Origin of the sequence: Xanthomarina arctica (assembly GCF_014638915.1) — a bacterium.
In the GTDB taxonomy this organism is placed as follows: domain Bacteria; phylum Bacteroidota; class Bacteroidia; order Flavobacteriales; family Flavobacteriaceae; genus Xanthomarina; species Xanthomarina arctica.
The window spans coordinates 625,446-652,434 of record NZ_BMFQ01000003.1 but is presented as its reverse complement, the minus strand read 5'-3'; the positions used below and the strand labels follow the sequence as shown (position 1 = coordinate 652,434).

23 protein-coding genes and 1 tRNA gene are annotated in these 26,989 nt (G+C 34.1%); 17 read left to right on the top strand and 7 right to left on the bottom strand.

Going from position 1 to position 26,989, the window contains the following annotated elements; all coding sequences use genetic code 11:
• Window positions 1–115 precede the first annotated feature (115 nt).
• Window positions 116–2,671, top strand: a complete 2,556-nt coding sequence (locus tag IEV77_RS14130) for an adenosylcobalamin-dependent ribonucleoside-diphosphate reductase (RefSeq protein WP_188465924.1) — start codon at window positions 116–118, stop codon at window positions 2,669–2,671.
• Window positions 2,672–2,727: 56 nt separating this feature from the next.
• Here the strand turns inward: IEV77_RS14130 and IEV77_RS14125 are convergent, their stop codons facing one another.
• Window positions 2,728–3,387 carry an ATP-binding cassette domain-containing protein gene (locus IEV77_RS14125; RefSeq protein ID WP_188465922.1) on the bottom strand — a complete coding sequence of 220 codons (660 nt, stop codon included), beginning with the start codon at window positions 3,385–3,387 and terminating at the stop codon, window positions 2,728–2,730.
• A gap of 409 nt (window positions 3,388–3,796) precedes the next feature.
• Between IEV77_RS14125 and prfA the strand changes: the two genes are divergently transcribed.
• From prfA to IEV77_RS14110, 3 genes are all read left to right on the top strand, one after another.
• Complete coding sequence (prfA, locus tag IEV77_RS14120) at window positions 3,797–4,873, top strand: peptide chain release factor 1 (RefSeq protein ID WP_188465920.1); 1,077 nt, start codon at window positions 3,797–3,799, stop codon at window positions 4,871–4,873.
• A gap of 32 nt (window positions 4,874–4,905) precedes the next feature.
• The gene (pyrF, locus tag IEV77_RS14115; RefSeq protein WP_188465918.1) at window positions 4,906–5,730 is read left to right on the top strand and encodes an orotidine-5'-phosphate decarboxylase; all 825 of its coding nucleotides are present in this window, start codon (window positions 4,906–4,908) and stop codon (window positions 5,728–5,730) included.
• A 62-nt stretch (window positions 5,731–5,792) separates the two neighbouring features.
• A complete protein-coding gene (locus IEV77_RS14110) occupies window positions 5,793–6,575 on the top strand; it encodes an ABC transporter substrate-binding protein (RefSeq protein WP_188465916.1) in 783 nt (260 codons plus the stop codon).
• A gap of 46 nt (window positions 6,576–6,621) precedes the next feature.
• Here IEV77_RS14110 and IEV77_RS14105 read toward each other — a convergent pair whose 3' ends face one another.
• The gene (locus tag IEV77_RS14105) at window positions 6,622–6,822 is read right to left on the bottom strand and encodes a Lacal_2735 family protein (protein ID WP_188465914.1); all 201 of its coding nucleotides are present in this window, start codon (window positions 6,820–6,822) and stop codon (window positions 6,622–6,624) included.
• A 243-nt stretch (window positions 6,823–7,065) separates the two neighbouring features.
• The gene (locus IEV77_RS14100; RefSeq protein WP_188465912.1) at window positions 7,066–7,782 is read right to left on the bottom strand and encodes a DUF4197 domain-containing protein; all 717 of its coding nucleotides are present in this window, start codon (window positions 7,780–7,782) and stop codon (window positions 7,066–7,068) included.
• Between the two features lie 133 nt (window positions 7,783–7,915).
• Between IEV77_RS14100 and IEV77_RS14095 the strand changes: the two genes are divergently transcribed.
• The 4 genes from IEV77_RS14095 (at window position 7,916) to IEV77_RS17565 (ending at window position 13,323) form a co-directional block, all read left to right on the top strand.
• Window positions 7,916–11,335 (top strand): methylmalonyl-CoA mutase family protein, encoded by a 3,420-nt coding sequence (locus IEV77_RS14095; RefSeq protein WP_188465910.1) that lies wholly within the window; start codon window positions 7,916–7,918, stop codon window positions 11,333–11,335.
• Between the two features lie 280 nt (window positions 11,336–11,615).
• Window positions 11,616–12,182, top strand: a complete 567-nt coding sequence (locus tag IEV77_RS14090) for a transposase (RefSeq protein WP_188465908.1) — start codon at window positions 11,616–11,618, stop codon at window positions 12,180–12,182.
• Window positions 12,183–12,484: 302 nt separating this feature from the next.
• Window positions 12,485–13,027 (top strand): sigma-70 family RNA polymerase sigma factor, encoded by a 543-nt coding sequence (locus tag IEV77_RS14085; RefSeq protein WP_188465906.1) that lies wholly within the window; start codon window positions 12,485–12,487, stop codon window positions 13,025–13,027.
• 164 nt (window positions 13,028–13,191) lie between these two features.
• Window positions 13,192–13,323 (top strand): hypothetical protein, encoded by a 132-nt coding sequence (locus tag IEV77_RS17565; protein ID WP_262891662.1) that lies wholly within the window; start codon window positions 13,192–13,194, stop codon window positions 13,321–13,323.
• Between the two features lie 84 nt (window positions 13,324–13,407).
• On the opposite strand, the gene IEV77_RS14080 is transcribed toward IEV77_RS17565, so the two are convergent.
• The 3 genes from IEV77_RS14080 to IEV77_RS14070 all read right to left on the bottom strand — a co-directional run bounded on the left by IEV77_RS14080 (window position 13,408) and on the right by IEV77_RS14070 (window position 17,163).
• Window positions 13,408–14,259: a T9SS type A sorting domain-containing protein gene (locus tag IEV77_RS14080; protein WP_188465905.1), complete on the bottom strand. Its 852-nt coding sequence runs from the start codon at window positions 14,257–14,259 to the stop codon at window positions 13,408–13,410.
• 12 nt (window positions 14,260–14,271) lie between these two features.
• Window positions 14,272–15,735 (bottom strand): SUMF1/EgtB/PvdO family nonheme iron enzyme, encoded by a 1,464-nt coding sequence (locus IEV77_RS14075; RefSeq protein ID WP_188465903.1) that lies wholly within the window; start codon window positions 15,733–15,735, stop codon window positions 14,272–14,274.
• A 285-nt stretch (window positions 15,736–16,020) separates the two neighbouring features.
• Entirely contained in the window at window positions 16,021–17,163 is a 1,143-nt protein-coding gene (locus IEV77_RS14070) for an acyl-CoA dehydrogenase (RefSeq protein ID WP_188465901.1), read from the bottom strand.
• 90 nt (window positions 17,164–17,253) lie between these two features.
• Here IEV77_RS14070 and IEV77_RS14065 point away from each other — a divergent pair, with 90 nt between their 5' ends.
• From IEV77_RS14065 to IEV77_RS14030, 8 genes are all read left to right on the top strand, one after another.
• Window positions 17,254–18,321 carry an anhydro-N-acetylmuramic acid kinase gene (locus tag IEV77_RS14065; protein WP_188465899.1) on the top strand — a complete coding sequence of 356 codons (1,068 nt, stop codon included), beginning with the start codon at window positions 17,254–17,256 and terminating at the stop codon, window positions 18,319–18,321.
• Between the two features lie 161 nt (window positions 18,322–18,482).
• A complete protein-coding gene (locus IEV77_RS14060; protein ID WP_188465897.1) occupies window positions 18,483–19,709 on the top strand; it encodes a Glu/Leu/Phe/Val dehydrogenase dimerization domain-containing protein in 1,227 nt (408 codons plus the stop codon).
• A gap of 12 nt (window positions 19,710–19,721) precedes the next feature.
• On the top strand, window positions 19,722–21,128 hold the full coding sequence (nhaD, locus tag IEV77_RS14055) for a sodium:proton antiporter NhaD (protein WP_188465895.1): 1,407 nt from the start codon (window positions 19,722–19,724) through the stop codon (window positions 21,126–21,128).
• Between the two features lie 51 nt (window positions 21,129–21,179).
• Entirely contained in the window at window positions 21,180–21,881 is a 702-nt protein-coding gene (locus tag IEV77_RS14050) for a MotA/TolQ/ExbB proton channel family protein (RefSeq protein ID WP_188465893.1), read from the top strand.
• Window positions 21,881–22,273, top strand: a complete 393-nt coding sequence (locus IEV77_RS14045; protein ID WP_188465891.1) for an ExbD/TolR family protein — start codon at window positions 21,881–21,883, stop codon at window positions 22,271–22,273. Before IEV77_RS14050 ends, IEV77_RS14045 begins: the two co-directional genes overlap by 1 nt.
• Window positions 22,274–22,365: 92 nt before the next feature.
• On the top strand, window positions 22,366–23,283 hold the full coding sequence (gene tolA, locus IEV77_RS14040) for a cell envelope integrity protein TolA (RefSeq protein ID WP_188465889.1): 918 nt from the start codon (window positions 22,366–22,368) through the stop codon (window positions 23,281–23,283).
• Between the two features lie 8 nt (window positions 23,284–23,291).
• Entirely contained in the window at window positions 23,292–24,509 is a 1,218-nt protein-coding gene (locus IEV77_RS14035; protein WP_188465887.1) for a bifunctional folylpolyglutamate synthase/dihydrofolate synthase, read from the top strand.
• 63 nt (window positions 24,510–24,572) lie between these two features.
• Window positions 24,573–24,647, top strand: a tRNA-Val gene (locus tag IEV77_RS14030).
• Between the two features lie 421 nt (window positions 24,648–25,068).
• On the opposite strand, the gene IEV77_RS14025 is transcribed toward IEV77_RS14030, so the two are convergent.
• A complete protein-coding gene (locus tag IEV77_RS14025; RefSeq protein WP_188465885.1) occupies window positions 25,069–25,929 on the bottom strand; it encodes an AraC family transcriptional regulator in 861 nt (286 codons plus the stop codon).
• A 144-nt stretch (window positions 25,930–26,073) separates the two neighbouring features.
• Between IEV77_RS14025 and IEV77_RS14020 the strand changes: the two genes are divergently transcribed.
• Complete coding sequence (locus IEV77_RS14020; protein WP_188465883.1) at window positions 26,074–26,988, top strand: dihydrodipicolinate synthase family protein; 915 nt, start codon at window positions 26,074–26,076, stop codon at window positions 26,986–26,988.
• Window position 26,989: the final 1 nt, after the last annotated feature.

The window sequence follows — 26,989 nt, the reverse complement described above, 5'->3', positions numbered from 1 at the left end:
TCTTTATTAATATTTCTTGTAAACTTTGTGATTTTTATCATGCTTTAAGTTTAAAATTTTCACGTTCTTTACAGTTCCTAAAAAAGAATATTAAATTTTAAATTAATCCATAAACATGCCAACAAAAACCCAATCAAAAGTTCTCCCTCCTACATATTCTCAAGACGATGCCTTTGAGGCATCTGTTAAGTACTTCAAAGGCGATGATTTAGCCGCTCGCGTTTGGATAAATAAATATGCCTTAAAAGATTCTGACGGTAATTTATACGAGTTAACGCCAAACGATATGCATAAGCGTATTGCTAAAGAAATTGCAAGAATCGAGGTGCGTTACCCAAATCCTTTATCTGAAAAAGAAGTTTTTGATTTAATTAAAGACTTTAAATATATAGTCCCACAAGGAAGTCCTATGGCTGGAATTGGAAATCCATACCAAATAGCATCCCTTTCAAATTGTTTTGTTATTGGAAATGAAGGTGATTCAGATTCCTATGGAGGCATTATGAAAATCGACCAAGAGCAAGTGCAGCTTATGAAGCGTCGTGGTGGTGTTGGTCACGATTTATCGCACATACGTCCAAAAGGATCTCCAGTGAAAAATTCAGCTTTAACATCAACCGGTATTGTTCCATTTATGGAACGTTATTCTAATTCTACTCGCGAAGTGGCTCAAGATGGGCGTCGTGGTGCTTTAATGTTATCAGTTTCTATTAATCACCCAGATTCTGAAGATTTTATCGATGCTAAATTAGAGCAAGGGAAAGTGACAGGAGCAAATGTTTCCGTTAGAATAGACGATGAGTTCATGAGAGCTGTAAAAGCAAATTCAACCTATACTCAGAAATATCCAATATTTAGTGAAAACCCAAAGTTTTCAAAAACGATAGAAGCCAATAAAATTTGGAAGAAAATTGTTCATAATGCATGGAAATCGGCAGAACCTGGAATTCTATTTTGGGATACGATCATTAATGAATCTGTTCCAGATTGCTATGCAGACTTAGGTTATAAAACCGTTTCGACAAATCCATGTGGAGAAATTCCTCTTTGTCCTTACGACTCTTGTCGCTTGTTAGCCATAAATTTATTTTCATATGTAGAAAATCCGTTTACTGATAAAGCAGAATTTAACTTCGAATTATTCAAAAAACACATTCATGTAGCGCAACGCATCATGGATGATATTATCGATTTAGAATTAGAGAAAATCGATGCTATTATTGAAAAAATAGATGCAGATCCAGAAGTAGATGAGGTAAAAGCTACCGAAAGAAACCTTTGGTTAAACATTCAAAAGAAAGCAAACGAAGGACGTAGAACAGGAATTGGTATTACTGCTGAAGGAGATATGCTTGCGGCTTTAGGTATTAAATACGGAAGTAAAGAAGGAAATGCCTTTTCTGTTGAAGTACATAAAACATTGGGAATTGAAGCTTACAGAGCGTCAGTTTATGCGGCAAAAGATAGAGGTGCATTCGCTATTTTCGATGCTGAGCGTGAAAAAAACAATCCGTTTATCCAACGTTTAAAAGAAGCAGACGATAAGTTGTATTACGAAATGTTAGAACATGGCCGTAGAAATATTGCTTTGCTAACTATTGCTCCAACTGGAACAACTAGTTTAATGACACAAACATCTTCAGGAATTGAGCCAGTTTTTATGCCAGTTTATAAACGTAGAAGAAAAGTAAATCCAAACGATAAAAATGTTCGTGTTGATTTTGTAGATGAAGTTGGAGATTCTTGGGAAGAATATGTGGTGTTTCATCACAGATTCAAACAATGGATGGAAGTTAACGGATATGAAGTTTCAGCAAATTACGACCAAAAAGAATTGGATGCTATAGTTGAAAAATCGCCATATTATAAAGCCACTTCCAACGATGTGGATTGGATGAGTAAAGTAAGCATGCAAGGAGCTGTGCAAAAATGGGTGGATCACTCAATTAGTGTAACCATCAATTTACCAAACGATGCCACCGAAGAATTGGTTGGACAACTATATATGGAAGCTTGGGAAGCAGGTTGCAAAGGTGTTACTGTTTATAGAGATGGTTCGCGTTCTGGAGTATTAATTTCAAACGAAGAAAAGAAGGAAGAAGAACTAGAAATTCTAACAACTTTTCCAACAAAACGTCCGCAAGTGCTGGAAGCAGATGTGGTTCGTTTTCAAAATAATAAAGAAAAATGGATTGCTTTTATTGGTTTGATCGATGGAAAACCTTACGAAGTATTTACTGGTTTAGCAGATGATGAAGATGGGATTTTAATTCCACGTTGGGCTAATAAAGGACTCATTATTAAGAATAGAAATGAAGATGGCACAACGCGTTACGATTTTCAATATACCAATATTAGAGGTTACAAAACCACGATTGAAGGTTTGTCTCATAAGTTCAACCCAGAGTTCTGGAATTATGCCAAACTAATCTCAAGTACCTTACGTCATGGCATGCCAATCGATAAAATTGTAGATTTAATTAATAGTTTACAATTGGATAACGAGTCTATTAATACCTGGAAAAATGGGGTTGTTCGAGCAATTAAACGCTATGTAGAAGATGGAACTCAGGCTAAAGGGCAAACTTGTACTAACTGTAGTTCAGAAAATTTAATTTACCAAGAAGGCTGTTTAACCTGCAAGGATTGTGGTTCTTCTAAATGTGGATAATCTAAATTATAATTTAAATTTAAAAGAAGCTATTTCAATTGAAATAGCTTCTTTTTTTATAGCGTATTTTGACTAATATATTTAAAGTCTTCAAGCGTTTTTAAATCGGTAATCAGTTTAGAATGACCATCTTTTATGAGATATAATCTATCGCTGGCTTCTATAATATCGCGATACAAATGATCCGTAATTATGATGATTTTTCGTTGCTTTTCTTCAGATATCAGTTTTTTTATTATTTCAATATATAAAGGTGCAACATGTAAAAATGGTTCATCCAAAAGAATAATTTTGCCCGGACTTTTTAATAATAAATAGGTTTCCACGATGCGCCGTTCGCCACCGGGCAGTTGATGAAATTTGTAGTTTTTATAGATGCTGAAGGATTCAAAATGGGAAATAAATTCATCCCAATTCACTTGAAACAATTTGAAAGCCATTTTAAGTCTCAGGTTATTAGGTATAATGGGAAGTTGAGGTAGAAACTTAACTAGTTTTGTTTGATAAAGTGGTTTTAAAATGGGCTTGCTGTCTAAACGAATCAACTTATATTTTGGAATTAGAGTTCCAAAAATAATATTCAGGATGCAACTTTTTCCGCAACCGTTGCTGCCTAATATTCCAGTAACTTCACCTGTCTGAGCTTTCAGATATATGCCATTAAGAATGCGTTTATCCTTAAAATACAGTTCGACATTATCTAATTCTAAAATCATATAAAGACATCAATCAGCTTAAAAATAAGGCTGGTTATAAAGATATCAATAATAAATAGGGTACTGAAAAGTTTGAAGGTAGAAATGCCCAAGTTTTTATAAAAAAGTAGTTTGCGTTTCGCAGTGGTTTCAGATAAAAAATACCATAAAAACGCAATTAAAAATAGCTTTGCAATAAAGATAACCACTAAGTTGGACTTAAAAGCCATTAAAAAAAGTGTGACACCAAATGACCAAATAACATAAGGTTTATAGAAAATTAATATAGCTCCAAAGCGTTGTATCATGTATGGGAAACGGAATTTTGAAGTAATTATTTTAGTTAATTCGGTTAAAAATAATTTGCATGACCATAAGATATAACAATTCATAAATTATCGTATTTTTGTCAAACAATTTAAAAAGCTACATGTTAGATAAATTACAAATAGTAAAGCAACGTTTTGATGAGGTTAGTGATTTGATCATTCAACCAGATATAATGACAGATCAAAAACGCTATGTAGAGTTAAACAAAGAATATAAGGATTTACGTTTATTAATGGATAAACGTGAGGAATATATTGAGCTTACGGAAAACTTGAAGGAGGCTGAAGAAATTCTTGCTGATGGAAGCGATCAAGAAATGGTTGACATGGCTAAAATGCAGTATGACGAAGCTAAAGAAGGTATTCCTAAATTAGAAGATGCTATTAAAGTGCTTTTAATTCCTAAAGATCCTGAAGATGTTAAAAATGCTGTAGTAGAATTACGTGCAGGAACAGGGGGAGACGAAGCCAGTATTTTTGCAGGAGATTTATTTAGAATGTATTCTAAATATTGCGAAAGCAAGGGTTGGAAAGTAGATACTGTAGATTATAGTGAAGGTACCAACGGCGGATTTAAAGAAATTCAATTCGAGGTTACTGGAGACAATGTTTATGGAACTTTAAAGTTTGAAGCTGGTGTGCACCGTGTACAACGTGTACCACAAACTGAAACTCAAGGTCGTGTGCATACTAGTGCGGCAACCGTTATGGTATTTCCAGAAGCTGAAGAGTTTGATGTGGAAATTAACCCAAAAGAGGTACGTGTCGATTTTTTCTGTTCTTCTGGTCCTGGAGGACAATCGGTAAATACTACTTATTCTGCTGTGCGTTTAACACATATTCCAACTGGTTTAGTGGCTCAGTGTCAAGATCAAAAATCGCAACATAAAAATAAAGAGAAAGCGTTTAAAGTATTACGTTCTAGATTGTACGAGATGGAATTAGCAAAGAAAAATGCTGAAGATGCTCTTAAGCGTGGTTCCATGGTGAGTTCTGGAGATAGAAGTGCTAAAATTAGAACTTATAATTACTCTCAAGGGCGTGTAACAGATCATAGAATTGGATTAACGCTTTACGATTTAGGAAATATTGTAAATGGCGATATACAAAGAATTATAGACGAACTTCAGTTAGCGGAAAACACCGAAAAGTTAAAAGCAAACACTGATGTGATTTAAAACCGAGCCTCTTTTGAGGCTTTTTTTATAAGATGACGACAACCCAACTTATTTCAGAAATCAAAAAAAAGAGATCCTTTCTTTGTATCGGATTAGATGTTGATTTAAATAAAATACCACAGCATTTATTAAAAGAAGAAGATCCCATTTTTGCTTTTAATAAAGCCATTATCGATGCTACGCATCACTTATGTGTGGCTTACAAACCTAACACGGCTTTTTATGAAGCTTATGGTTTAAAAGGCTGGAAATCTTTAGAGAAAACTATTAAGTATTTGAATGAAAAACATCCTGAAATCTTTACCATTGCAGACGCAAAACGTGGAGATATTGGGAATACCAGTAGCATGTATGCTAAAGCTTTTTTCGAAGATTTAGGCTTTGATAGCGTTACAGTTGCTCCATACATGGGAAAAGATTCTATAGAACCTTTCTTGGCTTTTGAAAATAAACATACTATTATGTTGGCATTAACTTCAAATGAAGGCGCTTTCGATTTTCAGACGAAATTAGTTGAAGGAAAAGAATTATACAAACAGGTTTTAGAAACGTCAAAAACTTGGAAAAACTCTAAAAACTTAATGTATGTTGTTGGTGCTACAAAAGCCGAGTACTTTGCTGCAATTAGAAGCATAGTTCCAGATAGCTTTTTATTAGTTCCAGGAGTGGGCGCACAAGGAGGGAATCTGCAAGATGTTTGTAAATACGGTATGAACAAAGATGTTGGTTTGCTTATTAATTCTTCAAGAGGTATTATTTACGCTTCCAATCAAGAAGATTTTGCAGAAGCTGCAGCCGAGAAAGCAAAAGAATTGCAAATGCAAATGGAAATTATCTTGAGTTTGCAGTCACAGTAAAAAGTCACAGTTTTTCGCATGACTGAGCCTGAAAACTGCGACTGCGACTGTAAACTATATAAATGAAAGACCAGTTAAATAGAACCATTCAAATAAATTATATTCCTAAGAGGATAGTCTCCTTAGTCCCTTCACAAACCGAATTGCTTTACGATTTAGGTTTAGAAATATCGCTTGTTGGCATCACCAAATTCTGTGTCCATCCACAGCATCTTCTCTCTAATATAGCTATAGTTGGCGGAACCAAGCAGGTTCATTATCATAAAATAAAAGCTCTTAACCCAGACATTATTCTTTGTAATAAGGAAGAGAATACGGCTGAAATGATTGAAGAATTGGAGAAAATAGCTCCAGTTCACTTAAGTGATATTTATACTATTGATGATTGTTTGGAATTGATTAAAATGTATGGAAGTCTATTTTCCGTAGAAGTTAAAGCTGAAGGTATTATTACCAGTATTAAAAATCAACAATTAGAATTTCAAGAATTTATTAAAGAGCAACCTAAAGTGAAAACAGCCTATTTTATCTGGAAAAATCCTTGGATGGTTGCTGCAGATAATAATTTTATAAATGCTTTGTTAAGAGAGGCTAAATTTGAAAATTATTTTGGTGATTTAGATAGGTATCCAGAAATTGATTTGGAAAAAGACTTGGATAAGGATGTTGAAGTCGTCATGCTTTCTACGGAGCCTTTTCCTTTTAAAGAAGAGCATGTTCAAGCTCTTAAATTAAAATTTCCAAAAGCGAAAGTTTGGTTAGTTGATGGCGAATTATTTTCGTGGTATGGATCTAGATTGGCTAAATCTTTTAAATATTTCAAAACACTTAGATCTAAATTATAAGATTAAGACTTCTATTCTACTAGTTTATTACTAAAAACATTTAAGTTTATAACAGCTGTTTTTTTGCAGGTTCTCTACTTAAATACCGTAATCTATTTAATTTGTTTAAAAGCTTAATAGCTTTAAATTCTGAAATATCACTCATAGCAGAATCTGTTTCACGAAGATTATAGGCCTGTTCTATAAGTTGTTTGTAGCGTAATTGTAACTTGATTTGGTTTTGTTTGATTTTACTTAAATTTTCCATTGCTGACCCCTTTGAAAATTAAATATATCTAAAATAATAGAATTCAGCAAGTTAAATCTTCAATTTGTTGATAAAAAAAAATCGATTCACCACGAATCGATTTTTAATCTTAATAACTAACTTAATTCAAATTTTCACAGAAGAATGAAATTTTCCATATTGAAATAAAATCAATACAAAGGTTGCTTTTTTTTAGCCCTTTTGTGTTAACTTAATATCAACTTAAGTTTAAATAACTAATTTTTATCTATTTGAATCTTGTAAAGCAAAAACTTGTTTCAATAAATTAGTTGTTCTCGCAGAATATTTTGTTCTAATATCTTTTTCTTCAACAGCAATCATGGTATAAACTCCTTTAAGAGCTTCTTTAGTAACATAATCTGTTAAATCAGGATTTACATTGGTTGTAAAAGGGATGGCGTTGTATTTGCTAATTAAATTAGCCCAGATTTTGTCTGCTCCTACTTTTTGAAAAGACTGGTTAATTATAGGTTGAAACTCGGTATATAACGACGCTTCAGTTTTTCCTGCTAAATAAAGAGATGCTGCATCATCACTTCCTAGTAAAATGGTTTTAGCATCATTAAAAGTGATGTCTTTTACTGCCTTTACAAAAATAGGTGTAGCTGTGCCAACAGCATCCTCGGCCGCATGATTTAAAACTTTTAAACCTTCATCAGCCAAAGAGCCCAATCCAATGTTTCTTAGTGCTTTATCAACTTTTTGTAATTCTTCAGGAAGCATTATTTTTACCAAACTATTATTGTAAAACCCGTCTGTTTGAGTAAGCTTGTTTACCTGTAAGTTAATTCCCAATTCCAAGGCAGACCTTAATCCAGCTGCTATTTCTGTATTGCTAATTCCTGTGGTTCCTTCTGGTAATTGATTTACCACCTCTTGCAACTCGGCACAGGATAAGAAATTGATAACAAATAAAAAGGCAAAACATTTTTTAATCATGATATTTTTTTTGCAAATATAAGGCAATCATATATTCTTTGAGGAGTCGAATAGAGATTATAAACTAAAAGTAGTACGCTGTGTTTGTTGAATATTACGTAAATTTGTGCCACTAAAAAAAACGATTTTATACATGGAACCTATAGCGCCTTATAAACCCAAACATAAAGTACGAATAGTAACTGCAGCCGCCCTTTTTGATGGTCATGATGCAGCAATAAATATCATGAGACGAATTATTCAGGCAACTGGAGTAGAAGTTATTCATTTAGGTCATGATAGAAGTGTTGAAGAAGTAGTAAATACAGCCATTCAAGAAGATGCTAATGCTATTTGTTTAACCTCCTATCAAGGAGGTCATAATGAGTATTTTAAGTATATGTACGATTTGTTGAAGGAAAGAGGTTCAGAGCACATCAAGATTTTTGGTGGTGGTGGTGGTGTTATTTTACCTTCTGAAATCCAAGAATTAATGGATTATGGAATTGCTAGAATATATTCTCCAGACGATGGTAGAGAATTAGGACTTCAAGGAATGATTAATGACTTGGTACAGAAATCCGACTATGCTATTGGAGATTCTTTAACTAATGAAATAGATTTACTTCCGAAGAAAAATGCTAAAGCTATTGCTCGAGTTATTTCTTCTGCTGAAAATTTCCCAGAAGTAGCAAAAAGTACTTTAGATAAAATTCATCTTACAAATAAATCTTCTACCACGCCAGTTTTAGGAATTACAGGAACAGGTGGTTCAGGAAAATCCTCTTTGGTAGATGAGTTGGTTAGACGATTTTTAGTCGACTTTCCTGAAAAAACAGTGGGTTTAATCTCTGTAGATCCTTCAAAAAGAAAAACAGGTGGTGCACTTTTAGGTGATAGAATTAGAATGAATGCGATTAATTCTCCTCGAGTTTATATGCGTAGTTTGGCGACCCGTCAGTCTAATCTGGCCTTATCCAAATATGTACATGAAGCCGTTGAGGTTTTAAAAGCGGCTGGATACGATTTAATTATTTTGGAAACATCTGGAATCGGACAATCAGATACAGAAATTATAGAGCATTCAGATGTGGCACTTTATGTTATGACTCCAGAATTTGGAGCAGCAACACAGTTGGAGAAAATAGATATGTTAGATTTTGCCGACTTAGTCGCTATTAATAAATTTGACAAACGTGGCTCATTAGACGCGCTTCGTGATGTGAAAAAACAATACATGCGCAACAATCATCTTTGGGATACACCACAAGATGAATTGCCTGTTTATGGTACTATCGCTTCGCAATTTAACGACCCTGGAATGAATACGCTTTACAAAGCGATAATGGATAAATTGGTTGAAAAAGTAGACTCTGATTTGAAATCTACTTTTGAAATATCAGCAGAAATGAGCGAAAAAATCTTTGTGATTCCACCATCAAGAACACGTTATTTATCTGAAATTTCTGAAAGCAATCGTGCTTACGATAAAAAAGTTATCGAACAAGTTGATGTGGCTCAGAAACTGTATGGAATTTGTAAAACCATAGAATCTGTTTCAGGTATCAAGCTAAGTTTGACTAAGCATGGTATTGATAGTGACGGTCTTCGCCAGTCTCAGACTGAAGATAATAAAGATTTCTTAAAGCTTTTGTTGGCTGAGTTCGACAGAGTAAAACTAAATCTTGACCCATACAATTGGGAGGTTATTACTGGTTGGGACGAAAAAGTTAATAAATATAAAAACCCTATTTATTCATTTAAAGTAAGAGGGAAAGAAATAAAAATTGAAACGCATACAGAATCCCTTTCTCATACGCAACTTCCTAAAGTAGCTTTACCAAAGTACCAAGCTTGGGGAGATATTTTAAGATGGTGTTTGCAAGAAAATGTACCAGGGGAATTCCCGTTTACAGCAGGATTATATCCTTTTAAAAGAACAGGGGAAGATCCCGCAAGAATGTTTGCAGGTGAAGGTGGTCCTGAACGTACCAACAGACGTTTTCATTATGTAAGTGCCGGATTGCCAGCAAAGCGATTATCGACAGCCTTCGATAGTGTTACACTTTACGGAAACGATCCAGATTTACGTCCAGATATTTACGGGAAAATTGGAAATGCAGGGGTTTCAATTTGTTGTTTAGACGATGCTAAGAAATTATATTCTGGTTTCGATTTAGCCAACGTCATGACCTCGGTGAGTATGACTATTAATGGTCCAGCACCTATGTTATTAGCTTTCTTTATGAATGCGGCTATAGATCAACAATGTGAGTTCTACATTAAAGAAAATGGCTTAGAAAAAGAAGTTGAAGCGAAAATTGCTAAAATATATAAAGGTAAAACCCGACCATCTTATAATGGGGAATTACCAGAAGGAAACAATGGTTTAGGTTTAATGCTTTTAGGCGTTACTGGCGATTTGGTTTTGCCAGCAGACGTTTACGCTGAAATTAAAATGAATACGATTGCTCAAGTTAGAGGTACGGTTCAAGCAGATATTTTAAAAGAAGACCAAGCCCAAAATACCTGTATTTTTTCAACAGAATTCGCTTTGCGTTTAATGGGTGATGTACAGGAATATTTTATAGAAAATAATGTGCGTAATTTTTATTCGGTTTCTATTTCTGGCTATCATATTGCAGAAGCAGGAGCCAATCCAATTACACAATTAGCATTGACATTGTCTAACGGATTTACCTATGTAGAATACTATTTAAGTAGAGGGATGGATATTAATAAATTTGGCCCAAACCTTTCTTTCTTTTTCTCGAATGGAATCGATCCGGAATATGCGGTTATTGGTCGTGTAGCAAGGAAAATATGGTCTAAAGCCATGAAAAATAAATATGGAGCAAATGCAAGAGCACAAATGCTGAAATACCATATTCAAACCTCGGGACGTAGCTTACATGCTCAAGAAATTGACTTTAATGACATCCGTACAACGCTTCAAGCTTTATACGCTATTTACGATAACTGTAACTCGTTGCACACAAATGCTTACGATGAAGCTATTACAACGCCAACAGAAGAATCTGTACGTCGTGCTATGGCTATTCAGTTAATTATTAATAAAGAATTAGGGTTGGCTAAAAATGAAAACCCAATTCAAGGTTCTTTTATTATTGAAGAATTAACCGATTTGGTAGAGGAAGCTGTTCTTTTAGAATTCGATAGAATTACTGAAAGAGGAGGTGTTCTAGGAGCTATGGAAACCATGTACCAACGTTCTAAAATTCAAGAAGAGAGTTTGTATTACGAAACTTTAAAGCATAATGGGAAATTTCCTATTATTGGAGTGAATACCTTTTTAAGTTCTAAAGGCTCTCCAACGGTTCAACCAGCAGAAGTTATTCGCGCTACGGAAGAGGAAAAACAGTTCCAGATAAAAACGCTAGAGAATCTTCAAAAAGCAAATAATACTGAAGGATTGCTAAAAGATCTTCAAGTAAGAGCCATTCATAATGAAAATATTTTTGAAGCTTTAATGGATGTTTGTAAGGTGTGTTCTTTAGGTGAAATTACTTCATCTCTATTTGAAGTAGGCGGACAGTATAGACGAAATATGTAATAGATACGATACCATACGAGTTAACTGTTTGTGTATAATATATTATTAAGTGTTTTAGAAGAATGCTTCTTTTTTGCAATGATAAGGCAAGATTGAAGCATTTTTTTTTTTTATGGGAAGGGACAGCTCGCGAGCTGTCCGTTCGGGAAAGGAAATATTAATGAATAAAATTGGTTATATTTAATTGTTAATTTATAGTGTTTTAAAATTATTGGAGTAAATGATAAATGCTGGGACAGCTCGCGAGCTGTCCCAGCATTTATAAATAATTATCGTTAAAATGAAAAACAGGAAACGAAATAGAATGAAAGGGTTTGATTATTCAAGTAATCATTTATATTTCGTAACGATTTGTGTAAAAGATAGATTGTGTTGTTTTGGGGAGGTTGTTGTTGGGACAGCTCGCGAGCTGTCCGTACAGGATATAAGAAATAAAAATATTATCAATAACGATAAAATCGATCCCAATCCATTCAATAAAATCATGAAATTAAATTCCTTTGGTTTAATAGTTCAGGATAAAATGCTGTGGCTGGAAACACAATATCCTTATGTTGTTTTATATAATTTTGTGGTAATGCCTAATCATGTTCATGCAATAATTGAAATAGATAGTTTGAAAATGACAGACAAGGAGATTAAAATAAAATCGTTATCAAGTTTAGTTGGTGCTTTTAAGACCACTTCGTCTAAATTGATTCATGAGAAAGGTTTTAATGATTTTTCTTGGCAGCGTTCTTTTTACGATCATATTATTAGAACACAAAAGGCATATCATAATATTTCTAATTATTTAGATATGAATCCACAAAAGTGGCAACAAGATTCTTTGTTTTTGAAAGATTAATACAACTCCAATTGTGCGAGCTGAGTTTTTTTGCTTCAATAGAATTTAAAAAAAATCAAAATAGTTGCATCTTTTTCAAAACATCTACGTCTATTATATGAACCTTTAAATATAATAAAATGATAAATAAAGAATGTACCTGCAACTGCTCTGGTTGCAAAGATGGAAATTGTAAAAATTGCACCTGTGAGAATTGTACATGTAGCAATTGTAATTGTTAAGTTATCTTAAAACACCAAAGAAACAGCATCTTTTTAGTAATTTTATACTAATTAAGATGCTGTTTTTTTAATTTATAACCTATGACTACTCAAACAATTTGGAATCTATATGCCGAAGATGTTAAGCGCTTTATTTTGGCTCAAGTGAAGGACGCAACGGCTACAGACGATTTACTTCAAGACACTTTTATTAAAATTCACACCAAAAAGGAGACGTTAAAAGATGAAGCTAAGATGAAAGCCTGGATTTTTTCTATTGCTAGATATACAGTTATGGATTATTTTAGGGAGCATAAAATGCCGTATTCAGAATCTCAAACCGAAACTTACTCTGAAATTGAAACTAATAAACATACGGAACATGATTGTTTGTACGGCATTTTAAAACAGTTGCCCAAAAAATATAGAGACCCATTGTTTTTGGCTGACATAAAAGGCTTAAAACAGGCAGAAGTGGCCAAAGAGTTGAATGTTTCTCTACCAACTGTCAAGTCGCAAATACAAAGAGCCAGAAAACTTATTGCTAAAGGATACATGGATTGTTGCGATTTAAAAATGAATTCTGAAGGTTTTTTAGTTGGAGAAATTAAAGAAAAAGAAGATTGTAAGATCTGTAATTATTAAAAGTATGTGTTGTGTTTCTTTGGTATAGGAAATACCTGTTTTTAATCGTATTTTTTTGTAACTCTATGTTTTTTAGAGCAATATATATGTTGTTTGACTAAATAATTATTCAAATATAGTCTCATTCTGTAATTTTGAAGTGTTCATTTTTAAACACTATAATTATGGAAGCAACTTTAAATTACAACTTTAGAAGAAAATCTGAGAACCATTTAGATTGGTTACTTAACATTATTAAATCTGAAAAATATTTCGAAGCAGATAGCTATATCGTTCCATTGAACCAAGCTAGTTAATGAAATATTTAAGGCATAGAATTAAAAGGAGGTTGTCTATAAAATGATTTTAGACAACCTCTTTTTGCTCAAGTATGGTATGTATTATTTTTTTACTATTAATTTTTTAGATACATGTCCATTAGGAGTGAAAATATTCAATAGGTACATGCCTTCAGATAAATTAGATACATTAATAGTGTTATTATTTGATAAATTTATCATGATTTTCTTGCCTGAAACATCAAATAATTCAACATAGTCAATAATTGTTCCTTCATTAGGTTTTAAGTGCACGACATGACTTGCAGGATTTGGATATAGTAAAATATTCATTTTTATTAATTGCTCCACCAAGTCTAATGTAAAAGTAGATGTGAAAGTGTCTACTGCAAAACCATCGCCATTACCACCGTTAAAAAGTATTAGTATTAAGCCTGACAAATAATTGTCGGGCTGAAATGATTTAGAAAATCCATCACCATTTCCACCGTTAAAAATAGAGGTGATAAATCCTTCTAAAAAAGCGGAATTTAGTATAGCATAATCAGAACCATCACCTACATTGCCCTTATAAAGAATACTTAAGTCTTGTCCGTTAAGTATCGACTGAAAGCCATTACGTGAATGACCATCGCCAGAATTCCCATAATATAAACTGTTCATGTTGCTTCCGGAAATTGTTAAAGAGGCAATATCTTTTGAAAATCCATCACCTGAACTACCATGGTATATCTCAAAATTATTAACAGCTAGCAGTAACTGATTGCTATGGGCATCATGGCCATCGCCGGATGTGCCTTGGTAAAGCACGGAAAGGGATCCAATATTTCCATTCAACTTACTTCCATGCAATGTCGCTAGATCGCTTCCGTCATTGCTTCCTCCAATAAATTGGGCGTTTAGATTATTTGCAATTAAGAACGCAGCTATAATAATATATAGTTTATGAATCATAATATATTTATTTTAATCTATTGATCTTGCCCCACGAAACCCTAATCTGTTGTTAGCTCCAGCAAGTACTGATGCCGCATCGAACCTGTCTGAAACTCTTATAAAATTTGAGCCATTAAAATAAGACCCTCCTTTGTATCCTATTCCTTCTCCATTACTTAATGGCCAATTTGGTTGATTAGATAATCCGGATTCAGTTAGAACACCATCACCGGGCATACCATCGAATATTCTGCCTTCAGGTAATCCAACCGTAACACAACGCTCATATAGATTTCCCGAAAGCTCCATAATGCCGTAATAACTTCCACCGGTCTCTTCTCTGTTATTGTTGATGGCACTGGCTGCCAGTATTCCTGCACGTTTTGGGCCAGTTGGAGTTCCGTTAGTTTCCCCATAAATAATATTCCCAACGCCTTCTTCAGGGTTGCTAACTTGCTCATTAGGTTGTCCAAGATTAATATAAGTATAACTAGTGGTGGCAATGTTAGCATTTCCCCAAGCAAATTCTCCTGGTTTAGGTGCAATTGGTCCACGACAAGCTTTTTCATATTCCAATTCTGTAAGGTGTCTCAATCCAGCCCAATCCAAATAGCTGTTTAATCGAAGATTATTAATGTAATTTAGTGGTAAATCAGGACTCGTAGTTGTGGCATTAGAACTGCCGTCAGACCAAGAAATGCCGTTCCTGTTAAGTTCGGTGTCCTGACTTTTACCATCAGCATCAGTCACGTCATTAGTGATTTTCTGAGTGGGAGTCAGGGTGTTGAAAAAATCAACCCATTGCCCTTGCGTTACTTCATATTTCATAGTATAAAATGCTTGAAACCCTTTTGGGAATTCTGTTGGGATCGGGCCTAACTGATCTCCCGGTCTTGATCCGCCTACAGAGGTGTCATAATAAAGGTTTCCTGCACTATTGGCAACTGTAATGGCATTTTCTGAAGTGATTTCATAGGACATTGTAGAATTTCCTCCTTCAAAAAATTTACCTACTTCATCTCCAGAAGTTCCTCCAACCCAGAATGCACCTTCAGGGACGTAGACCATTTCTACTGCAAATACTTGTATATCGATAATATCGTTGGTGTTTACAGAACCATAGTCCCAGCGTAAACGCATATTTTGCAGATTTAAATCCCCGCTTCCATCGCTATCTCTGTAAATAAAAGCTCCAAGGCCATCACTCGAAACATCTATGGTACTTCCTGTAGCTGCAACAAAATCGGATGTGCTTAATTGCGCATGAGCCCAATCTCCACTGTTTACACGATATTTAATAATTACCCATGCGGCATCCCAATTTGATGGTCCAGCACTTAATCTCCAAGAATTTTCCCAGCTTAGATCAAATTCTACTTGAACCCAGTTGGGCTCATTTAAGTTCTCCAATGAAATATTGCTAACTGTAATGTTATTGGCATTTGTTAAAAAGCAAAACATCATTGCTAATATTAGTGTCCCTTTTGTTTTCATCTTTATAATTTTAAAATTATTGTTTAAACAAAATTACATATGGATGGAGGAAAGGGATATCACTATTGTAACAAAGTACACAAGATATGTAACATGATTGGGATTAAGCTTGCAGCTGATTGATTTACCAAAGAAATTTAACCCATTATTTATTTGAATTCTATGTCATAATGGGGAAATGGAAGTAAAAAGTATTTTTTTGGATGTGGAAATTATTTGAATTTTTATTAAAATAAAAAGACCCAACTAATGTTGAGTCCTTAATTGATATGGTGTTATTTTATATTAACCTTTTATAATACCTCTAGAAATTACAATCTTTTGAATCTCTGAAGTACCTTCATAAATCTGTGTAATCTTTGCATCACGCATTAAACGTTCTACATGGTAGTCCTTTACAAAACCGTTTCCACCGTGTATTTGCACAGCTTCAACTGTATGAGTCATGGCAACTTGAGAGGCATAAAGTTTAGCCATAGCGCTAGACATGTCGTAATTGTTACCTTGGTCTTTATCCCAAGCAGCCTTCATTACTAACATTCTTGCAGCTTCAATTTCGGTAGCCATGTCTGCTAATTTAAAAGCAATAGCTTGGTGATTACAAATTTCTGTACCAAAAGCTTTACGCTCTTTAGAATATTTTAAAGCTAATTCATAAGCTCCAGCGGCAATTCCTAAGGCTTGAGCAGCGATTCCGATACGTCCACCAGAAAGTGTTTTCATTGCGAATTTAAATCCGAAACCATCTTCTCCAATTCTGTTTTCTTTAGGTACTTTTACATCGTTAAATTGTAAGGTATGCGTATCGCTACCTCTAATCCCTAATTTATCTTCTTTTGGACCTATATCGAATCCTGGCATGCCTTTTTCAAGAATAAATGCATTGATTCCTTTGTGTCCTTTATCTTTATCTGTTTGCGCAATTACTAAGTAAACTCCCGCACGACCACCATTAGTAATCCAGTTTTTTGTACCGTTTAATAAATAATGATCTCCCATATCTATGGCAGTTGTTTTTTGCGAAGTCGCATCACTACCTGCTTCTGGTTCGCTTAAGCAAAAAGCTCCAATAATTTCACCTTTAGCTAATTTTGTAAGATATTTTTCTTTTTGGGCTTCATTAGCATAAGATTCTAAACCATAACAAACCAATGAATTGTTTACAGAAACCATAACAGAGGCCGAAGCATCTATTTTAGATAATTCCTCCATAATTAACACATATGAAATTGCATCCATGCCAGATCCACCATATTTTGGATCTACCATAACCCCCAAAAATCCAAGTTCTCCCATTTTGCGTACTAAGCTTTCTGGAAATGTTTGAGCATTATCGCGTTCTATTACACCTGGCAGTAATTCGGTTTGTGCAAAATCGCGAGCAGCATCGCGAATCATAATGTGTTCTTCTGTTAGATTAAAATCCATAGTTTTCTGTAATTGTAATTTTTTTTAATAGAGCACAAAGATACTTTTTTATTAGTATTTTTTCAAAAGGGATTGTTATTTTTACGGGATATGAATAAATCCGAATATCACATTGTTGGCGTCATGTCCGGAACATCTTTAGATGGAGTGGATTTAGTAAACCTAACTTTTACTTATGTTGAAGGTGATTGGAGTTATAAAATACATTCGTCATCTACGGTTCCATACTCCAAGAAGTGGTATGATATTCTTAAACATGTGGTTTCAAAATCTTTAGAAGATATTCAAGAGATTGATATGGAATATACAACCTATTTGGGATCTATTATCCAGGATTTTATTACACGAAATGGTATTAAAGACTTAGACGCCGTTTGCTCTCATGGACATACAGCCTTGCATCAGCCAGAGAAAGGTATGACTTATCAAATAGGGAATTTACCTATTATATATGATATTTTAAAAACACCCATTGTTTGCAATTTTAGAGTTCAGGATGTTGCTTTTGGAGGTCAAGGAGCTCCTTTGGTTCCAATAGGTGATAAATTGTTGTTTTCAGATTTTGATTTTTGCCTAAATTTAGGTGGTTTCGCTAATATTTCAACTGAAATAAAAAATGAACGAATAGCATACGATATTTGTCCCGTAAATATTGCTTTAAATCATTATGTCTCATTATTGGGTTTGGATTATGACGATAAAGGCCTAATTGCTTCTAATGGGATTATCCATTTAGAGCTGTTAAATCAATTAAACAGCTTGGACTTTTATAAGAAAAACCCTCCTAAATCTTTAGGCTTAGAATGGGTGAATCAGCACGTTTTTCCCTTAATAGATAGTTTTCAACTTCCTGTAGAAACGGTTTTAAGAACATTTGTGGAACATGTAGCTATGCAAATTTCAAAGGAAATAAATAAAAAACCCAAAGCTAAGGTCTTGGTTACAGGCGGTGGTGCTTACCATTCGTTTTTAATAAAACAAATTGAAGGAAGGACTTCTAATAGTTTAATTATACCAGAGAATGAGCTGGTTGAGTTTAAAGAGGCTTTGGTTTTTGGTTTTCTAGGGGTGCTAAAATTACGGGAAGAAGTAAATTGTTTGAGTAGTGTTACTGGAGCAAAAAGAGACCATAGCTCCGGAATAATTTTTAATCATTAATATTCTTATAAATTTAATAAGAAAGGCTATTAGTTTTTTATATTTGTTTCACATTTATTAAATAACCATCCGAATGAAATATTGTCTCGTTAATAGTTCGCAATTAGTTGTGATTTTTATTATTCGATGACTTTCACTTGTTTGTAAATCACATTACTTAGATGAAAGAATTACTTCAAAAATACGAAGCCAAAGAGCCAGAAATTATTTTTAATTGGAAAGATCCAGAAACGGATGCTGAAGGATGGACTGTTATAAACTCTTTAAGAGGTGGAGCTGCTGGTGGAGGAACTAGAATGAGAAAAGGATTAGATATGAACGAAGTTCTGTCTCTTGCTAAAACCATGGAAGTTAAGTTTACTGTTTCTGGTCCAGCTATTGGAGGTGCAAAATCTGGGATAAATTTCGATCCGAAGGATCCAAGAAAAAAAGGCGTTTTAGAACGCTGGTATAAAGCCGTTTCCCCTTTGTTGAAAAGCTATTATGGTACTGGAGGCGATTTAAATGTCGATGAAATCCATGAAGTAATTCCTATTACCGAAGAAAGTGGTGTTTGGCATCCACAAGAAGGTGTTTTTAACGGGCATTTTAGACCTACGGAAGCAGATAAAATTAATAGAATTGGTCAATTGAGGCAAGGTGTTATTAAGGTTATTGAAAATCCTGATTTTTCTCCAAGTGTTAAAAGAAAATATACCATTGCAGATATGATTACAGGATTTGGTGTCGCCGAAGCTGTAAAACAATATTATGAGATTTATGGAGGCAGTGTTGTAGGGAAAAAAGCCGTTGTTCAAGGGTTTGGAAATGTTGGAGCTGCTGCCGCTTTTTATTTAAGTCAAATGGGAGCCAAAGTGGTCGGTATAATTGATATTTCTGGTGGGTTGATAAATGAAGAGGGATTTACATTTGAAGAAATTACCAACTTATTTTTAGCCAAAACAGGAAATACACTTGTGTCAAACCATTTGATTCCATTTAATGAAATTAATGAAAAAATCTGGGGACTGCAAACAGAAATATTTGCACCTTGTGCTGCTTCCAGATTAATTACAAGAGATCAAGTAGACCAATTGATAGGTAGTGGATTGGAAGTTATTTCTTGCGGTGCCAATGTGCCTTTTGCTGACAAGGAAATATTTTTCGGATCTATTATGGAGCATACAGATAAGCGTGTTAGTCTCATTCCAGATTTTATTTCTAATTGTGGAATGGCTCGCGTATTTGCTTATTTCATGGAAGCTCGTGTTACAATGACGGACGAAGCTATTTTTAATGATACTTCGAATACCATTAGGAAAGCCATTCAAAACGTTTACAATCAAAACAAATCAAAAACCGATATTAGCGAAACCGCATTCGAAATTGCATTAAAACAACTTATATAATAGTTAAATTTTATGGAAACAATTATCATATTAGTATTTGTACTTGGGTATTTAGCTATTACCTTAGAACACAACCTAAAAATAGACAAACTTATCCCTGCTTTAGTCATGATGGCTATCTGCTGGGCTTTAATAGCTTTAGGTTTAGATCATTTTACAGAATGGTTTGACTCTTCCACACACACATTACTTGAAAATTTCGGCCTTCTAGGTCACGAAGAGAAGTTACATTTAATGGAAGAAACTTTATTGCACCATCTTGGTAAAACTGCCGAAATATTGGTGTTCCTATTGGGAGCCATGACTATTGTTGAAATCATAGATTATTTCGATGGCTTTGCAACCATTAAAGGTTTTGTAAAGACAAAAAGTAAAAAACGTATTCTGTGGATTTTCGGTTTTTTAGCATTTTTTCTTTCAGCTATAATAGATAACTTAACAGCTACTATCGTTTTAATATCGATTTTGCAAAAACTTGTTAGTGATAAAAGTGTTCGTATCTGGTATGTTGGACTGATAGTTATTGCTGCAAATGCAGGAGGTGCTTGGTCTCCAATTGGAGATGTTACAACTACCATGTTGTGGATTGGTAAAAAAGTAACAACAGGACACTTATTTGTATACCTATTTATACCATCACTATTATGTATGTTGGTTCCAACTTTTATTGCTTCATTTTTACCAGCATTTAAGGGGAATTTAGAAAATGTTGAAGAAGATAAAAATGATAAACCTAAAAGTAAATACAGTGCAACGATGTTGTATTTAGGATTGGGAGGAATTGTTTCCGTTCCTATTTTTAAAACCATTACACATTTACCTCCTTATGTGGGGATGATGTTAGCATTAGGTGTTGTGGCCATATTTGCGGAACTGTACAGTAATTCTAAATTCGCTTTATCTTATGATGGCGATGATTGCTCTGAAGCTTCAGATCACGAAGGACATCATAGCCCTGTACATGCTTCGTTAGCTAAAATAGAGTTGCCTAGTATACTTTTCTTTCTAGGAATTTTAATGGCTGTTGCCGCTTTAGAATCTCTTGGGATTTTATTTGGTTTTGCTACAAGTTTACAAGATAATATGCCAATGTTAGGAACAGAATTGCACCATGCAGGCGTTTCAGATTTAGTGGTGTTATTATTAGGAGTGGGATCGGCAGTTATCGATAATGTGCCTTTAGTAGCAGCTAGTTTAGGGATGTTCACAGAACCTATCGATAATGAGTTATGGCATTTTATTGCCTTTTCTGCAGGAACAGGAGGAAGTATGTTAATTATTGGTTCAGCCGCCGGAGTTGTTGCCATGGGAATGGAGAAAATAGACTTTTTCTGGTATTTAAAGAAAATATCTTGGTTGGCTTTAATTGGCTTCCTAGTAGGCTCGATTGCCTTTATGTTTACTAGAACTATTTTTTAAGTATAATTTAAAATATAAACGAACGTTATAAGCGTACTAATAGAATAAAATATGATGAACTTATTTTTACAAGATGCTCAAGAAGGAGCAGAGCTACTGACTGATGTCGAGCCTGTAGAAAAAACATTGTCCATAATCGAGTTGATAACGAGCGGAGGAACAGCTGGGATGATTATTATGACCATCTTGTTTGTATTGTTAATTGTTGCCACTTATATTTATTTTGAGCGCTTGTTTGCTATTAAAGCAGCCTCCAAGATAGATGCCAATTTTATGAACCAAATTAAAGACCATGTCTCTAATGGTAAAATAGATTCGGCTCAGGTATTATGTGCTCAAGTTAATTCTCCTGTTTCAAGATTGATAAGCAAAGGTATTTCTCGAATCGGAAAACCTCTAGAAGATATCAATACAGCTATTGAAAATGCGGGACGTTTAGAAATTTATGGTCTGGAGAAAAATGTGAGTGTTCTTGCCACCATTTCTGGTGCAGCGCCTATGATTGGATTTCTAGGTACTGTAATTGGAATGATTTTATCCATTTTCGAAATTGCAAATTCAGGAGGTCAAATAGATATTAAATTATTAGCCGATGGATTATATACAGCTATGACAACAACTGTTGGAGGTTTAATTGTTGGTATTATAGCATACATTACTTATAACCATTTGGTAGTAAAGACCGATAAAGTTGTATATCAAATGGAAGCTAATTCATTAGAATTTTTAGATCACTTAAACGAACCAATTTAATGAATTTAAGAGGAAGAAATAAAGTAACACCAGAGTTCAATATGTCTTCTATGACAGATATTGTCTTTTTGTTACTTATCTTTTTTATGCTTGCATCCACTTTGGTAACCACTAATGCTATAGATATTTTATTACCTACAGCTAGTGGAAAAACAGAAAACAAGAAGTCGGTGTCCGTAAGTATTAAAAAAGATTTGACTTATTATATAGATCAAAAACGTGTTGGCGAAAGTGTCTTAGAATCTGAATTAATTGCGGCATTATCTACAGAAGATAAACCAACTTTAGTTTTAAGAGCAGAGAAATCTGTTCCCGTAGAACATGTAGTAAAGGTTATGGATATTGCTAACAGAAATAAGTTTAAGGTTATTTTAGCAGTGAAACCCAATTAGTTTTATGAAAGATCTATGTCCAATATCTAAATGCATTGGGAATTGAATTTTTGGATCTTTAACAAGACTATTGGTAAATAATAAGTAAGAACATGAAATATTTCGAAACCATACATGAACGTAATTCAGCAAAAATTACCGCGCTAATCGCGGTGTTGATTATTTTGTTATTGTTTATAGTTGGTACGGAATATATGGATCCGCCAGAAGAATATGGCATAGCTGTAAATTTTGGGACCACCGATTTTGGAAGTGGAGATATACAACCTGCAAAACCTATCAAATCTGAACCAAGGGAAGTTATAGAACAGCCACAGGAAGCCGTTAAGCAACCAGAACAGAAACAACCAGAAGCGGCATCTTCAAAAACGAAAGCAGAGGATGTTTTAACGGATGATAATGCTGAATCTATTGCCATAAAAAAGAAAAAGGACGCTGACGCAAAAGCCAAAAAAGAGTCGGATGCGAAAGCCAAGGCTCAAGCTGATGCTGACGCTAAGGCCAAAGCTGATGCGGATGCTAAGGCGAAAGCCGAGGCAGATAAAAAAGCCAAGGAACAGGCTGAAAAAGATGCCAAAAAGAAAAAACTGGATGCTTTAATTGGCGGGGTTAGTAAATCTGAAGGTCAACAATCTGGAGGTGAAGGCAATGACAATAAAGCAGGAGATAAAGGTCAGTTAGATGGAGATCCCTATGCCACAAGTTATTTTGGTGAACCTGGATCTGGTAGTGGAGGCGTTGGGTATGGTTTAAAAGGACGAGGAACGCCTTCAAAAAAAGTTTTTAAACAAGACTGTAACGAATCTGGTATGGTAATCGTAAAGATTGTTGTCAATAGAAATGGCGATGTTATAGAGGCCATTCCTGGTGTTAAGGGAACAACCAATACAGCTTCTTGCTTATTGGAACCAGCAAAAAAAATTGCTTTATCACATAAATGGAGAGCAGATAATAATGCACCAACCAAGCAAATTGGTTTTGTAAAAGTAAACTTCAATTTAGGTCAATAACAATTATAATGACATATCAAGATACCGTTAGTTGGATGTTTTCTCAGCTTCCAATGTATCAACGACAAGGGAAATCGGCTTATAAAGCAGATTTAAATAATACCTTGTTATTTGCTGCGCATCTAAAAAATCCAGAACATCATATTAAAACAATTCATGTAGCCGGAACCAACGGAAAAGGTTCTACAAGTCACATGTTGGCTTCCATATTGCAGGAAGCGGGCTATAAAGTGGGATTGTTTACTTCACCACATTTAAAAGATTTTAGAGAAAGGATAAGAATTAACGGAACGGTAGTAAGCAAAGCTTTTGTACGCGAGTTTATTAAACGAAATAAGACATTTTTAGAGGCTCATAGCTTATCTTTTTTTGAAATGACTTCAGGCATGGCTTTCGATTATTTTGCAAAACAAAAAGTGGACATCGCTGTTATTGAAGTTGGTTTGGGAGGGAGATTAGATTCTACAAACATTATTACTCCTGAAGTTTCTGTCATTACTAATATTGGTTTCGATCATACCCAGTTCTTAGGAAATACCTTAGAAGCTATTGCTTTTGAAAAAGGAGGTATTATAAAGTCACATGTTCCTGTGGTTATTGGTGAAACACAGCAAGAAACAATGGTTGTTTTTACTAAAATGGCTAAGAAAAATCAATCGGATATTTATTTTGCAGATGTTTTAATTGATGAAGTTTATTCAAGCGATTTAAAAGGCAATTATCAGCGGAAAAATATTAAAACAGTTTTACAAACTATTAAAGTTCTCAAATCTAAGTCCTTTTTGATTTCAAAAAAGCAAATTCAAAACGGGTTGCTTCAGGTTGTAAAAAACACAGGTTTGCAGGGAAGATGGCAAATATTGCAAGAGCAACCTAGAATAATTTGCGACACAGCTCACAACAGAGAAGGACTAAATTATGTAGTTAAACAATTGGCGGAAGAGAAATTTAGCGACTTACATATGGTGTTTGGAGTAGTTAGTGATAAAGATCTTATTTCTATTTTAGACATTTTACCCAAAAAAGCCACTTATTACTTTTGCAAACCAGATGTTCCTCGCGGAATGGACATCAATTTGTTGGAACAGCAATTTAAGGCGTTCGGCTTTAAAGGTTCGAGCTATCTAAGTGTAAATGAGGCTTTAAAAAGCGCGAAAAAACACGCAAGAGATACCGATTTAATTTATGTTGGAGGCAGTACTTTTGTTGTTGCAGAAATAATTTAAAAATTTTTCAAAAAACCTTTTGTAGATTCAAAAAGGGGTGTATATTTGCAATCCAATTACAGAGGGCGATTAGCTCAGTTGGTTCAGAGCATCTGGTTTACACCCAGAGGGTCGGGGGTTCGAATCCCTCATCGCCCACATCAAATAGGAAATCCACACTTTTAGTGTGGATTTTTTTATTTCCTCTGATTTCAAAATTTATTTTGAAATCAGAGGAAATAAAAAAAGTCCAAATTGCTACTGCAATTTGGATTTTATATTTGCAGGAGTGGTTTCGACCAGGGATATGTAATCCCTCTTTTATTACTTTTATTCGGAATTCAAAATTTATTTTAGAAATCAGAGGAAATAAAAAAAGACCAAATTGCTACTGCAATTTGAATTTTATATTTGCAGGAGCGGTTTCGACCAGGGATATGTAATCCCTCTTTTATTACTTTTATTCGAAATTCAAAATTTATTTTGGAATCAGAGGAAATAAAAAAAGAACAAATTGCTACTGCCATTTGGATTTTGTATTTGAAGAAGCGGTTTCGTTCAGGGTTATGTAACACTTCTTTTATTCTTTTTTAATATGAAAATTTTCGTTCTTGAAAATTAAAGGTGTTTTATGTTTCACTTTTTTAAACTGTCTATTAAAATTTGAAATATTGTTGAATCCCACTTTAAATGCAACATCAGAAATAGTAAGGTTCTTTCCAGATAGCATGAGCTTGCAGGAATGTTCTATGCGTAATTCATTTAAAAATTTCCCATAGGTTTTATTTGTGTATTTTTTGAAATATTTGCAAAATGCGTTTTTCGTCATGTTAGCCACATTAGCAACCGATTCTAGGGTAACGTCTTTTTCGTAATGAGACATGGTATATTCAATAACATCCCGCATGCGTTCACCTTCAACTAGAGAATAATTTTTTTCATATATAAAAGATGATAAACTCTTATAGTCACTAATAGAAAGAATTTTTAAAAGATGTAATAAAATGGTAAATCTATCCAGTTTTGAAGACAATTCAATTCGATTAAATAGAGCTATTATTTCAATTTGATTAGAATTGACTTTAAATCCATGTTTGGCTTGCTTGAAGAAAACTTGTAATTCTATTAATTCCTCTAATCCAAAGAAGCCTTCTCCAAAACTGCTTTCGGTAAAAAAAAGCGTTTGCATATGCGATTGACTGTGCTTCTCTTGATCGCTTTCAAATACATGTGGTAATTGACTTCCCAAAATAAGAATATCCCCTGTTTTATAATAATTAATGGTGTCACCTACAATTAAAGTGCCTTCCCCACTAACGATATAACTTATTTGAATTTCTTCATGCTGATGTAACTTATTATAAAAATAAGGTTCCAGATCTACTTGATAAACTAAGTTGGAACCTTCTGGTTTAGGAATTTTAAAAGGTAGTACTTTCATTATAAGCTAATTTTGAGTACAAAATTAAGCAATTATTAGCATTTTTGATAATAATAAGATAATATAGTATTATAATTGGATAATGTCAGGTTAATATTCAATGCCATTCTTAATTAAATTTGTGATAATTAAAAAAAGCAAATTATGAGTATTCAATGGAAAGGCATCATGCCAGCAGTTACTACTAAGTTCAACCATGCAGATGAATTGGATTTAAAAATGTTCGAGGTTAATATCAACGCACAATTAGAAGCCGGAGTTCACGGGATTGTTCTTGGAGGTACCTTAGGTGAAGCTAGTACGTTATTAGATGAAGAAAAACGTATTTTAACAAGAACTACCGTAGATATTGTTCAAGGGAAGGTTCCTGTGTTCATAAACATTGCCGAACAAGCTACCAAAGCAGCTATTCATGCTGCTCAAAAAGCGGAAGAAGATGGAGCAAAAGGGCTTATGATGTTGCCTCCCATGAGATATAAATCTGGAGATAGAGAAACTGTAGAATATTTTAAAGCAGTGGCTAATAATACGTCGTTACCAATTATGGTTTATAACAATCCAGTCGATTATAAAATTGAAGTCACCTTAGACATGTTCGAAGAGCTCTTAAAATGCGATAATATTGAAGCTGTTAAAGAATCTACTAGAGATACTACAAATATTACTAGAATTAAAAATCGTTTTGGAGATCGTTTAAAGATCATGACTGGTGTAGACACTATAGCTCTAGAAAGTTTGTTGTTAGGAGCAGATGGTTGGGTAGCAGGTTTGGTTTGTGCTTTTCCAGCAGAGACTGTGGCTATTTACGAACTTCAAAAAGCTGGCAGAATAAAAGAAGCTCTTGACATTTATAGATGGTTCATGCCTTTGTTAGAGTTAGATATTAACCCTAAATTAGTACAGAATATTAAATTGGCAGAAGTAGCCACTGGTATTGGTACAGAAAACGTTCGGGAGCCAAGATTACCACTTTTTGGAGAGGAGCGTAAACACGTATTAAAAGTGATAGAAGATAGTTTGAAAAACAGACCAACACTACCAGATTATAAAAATTTATAAC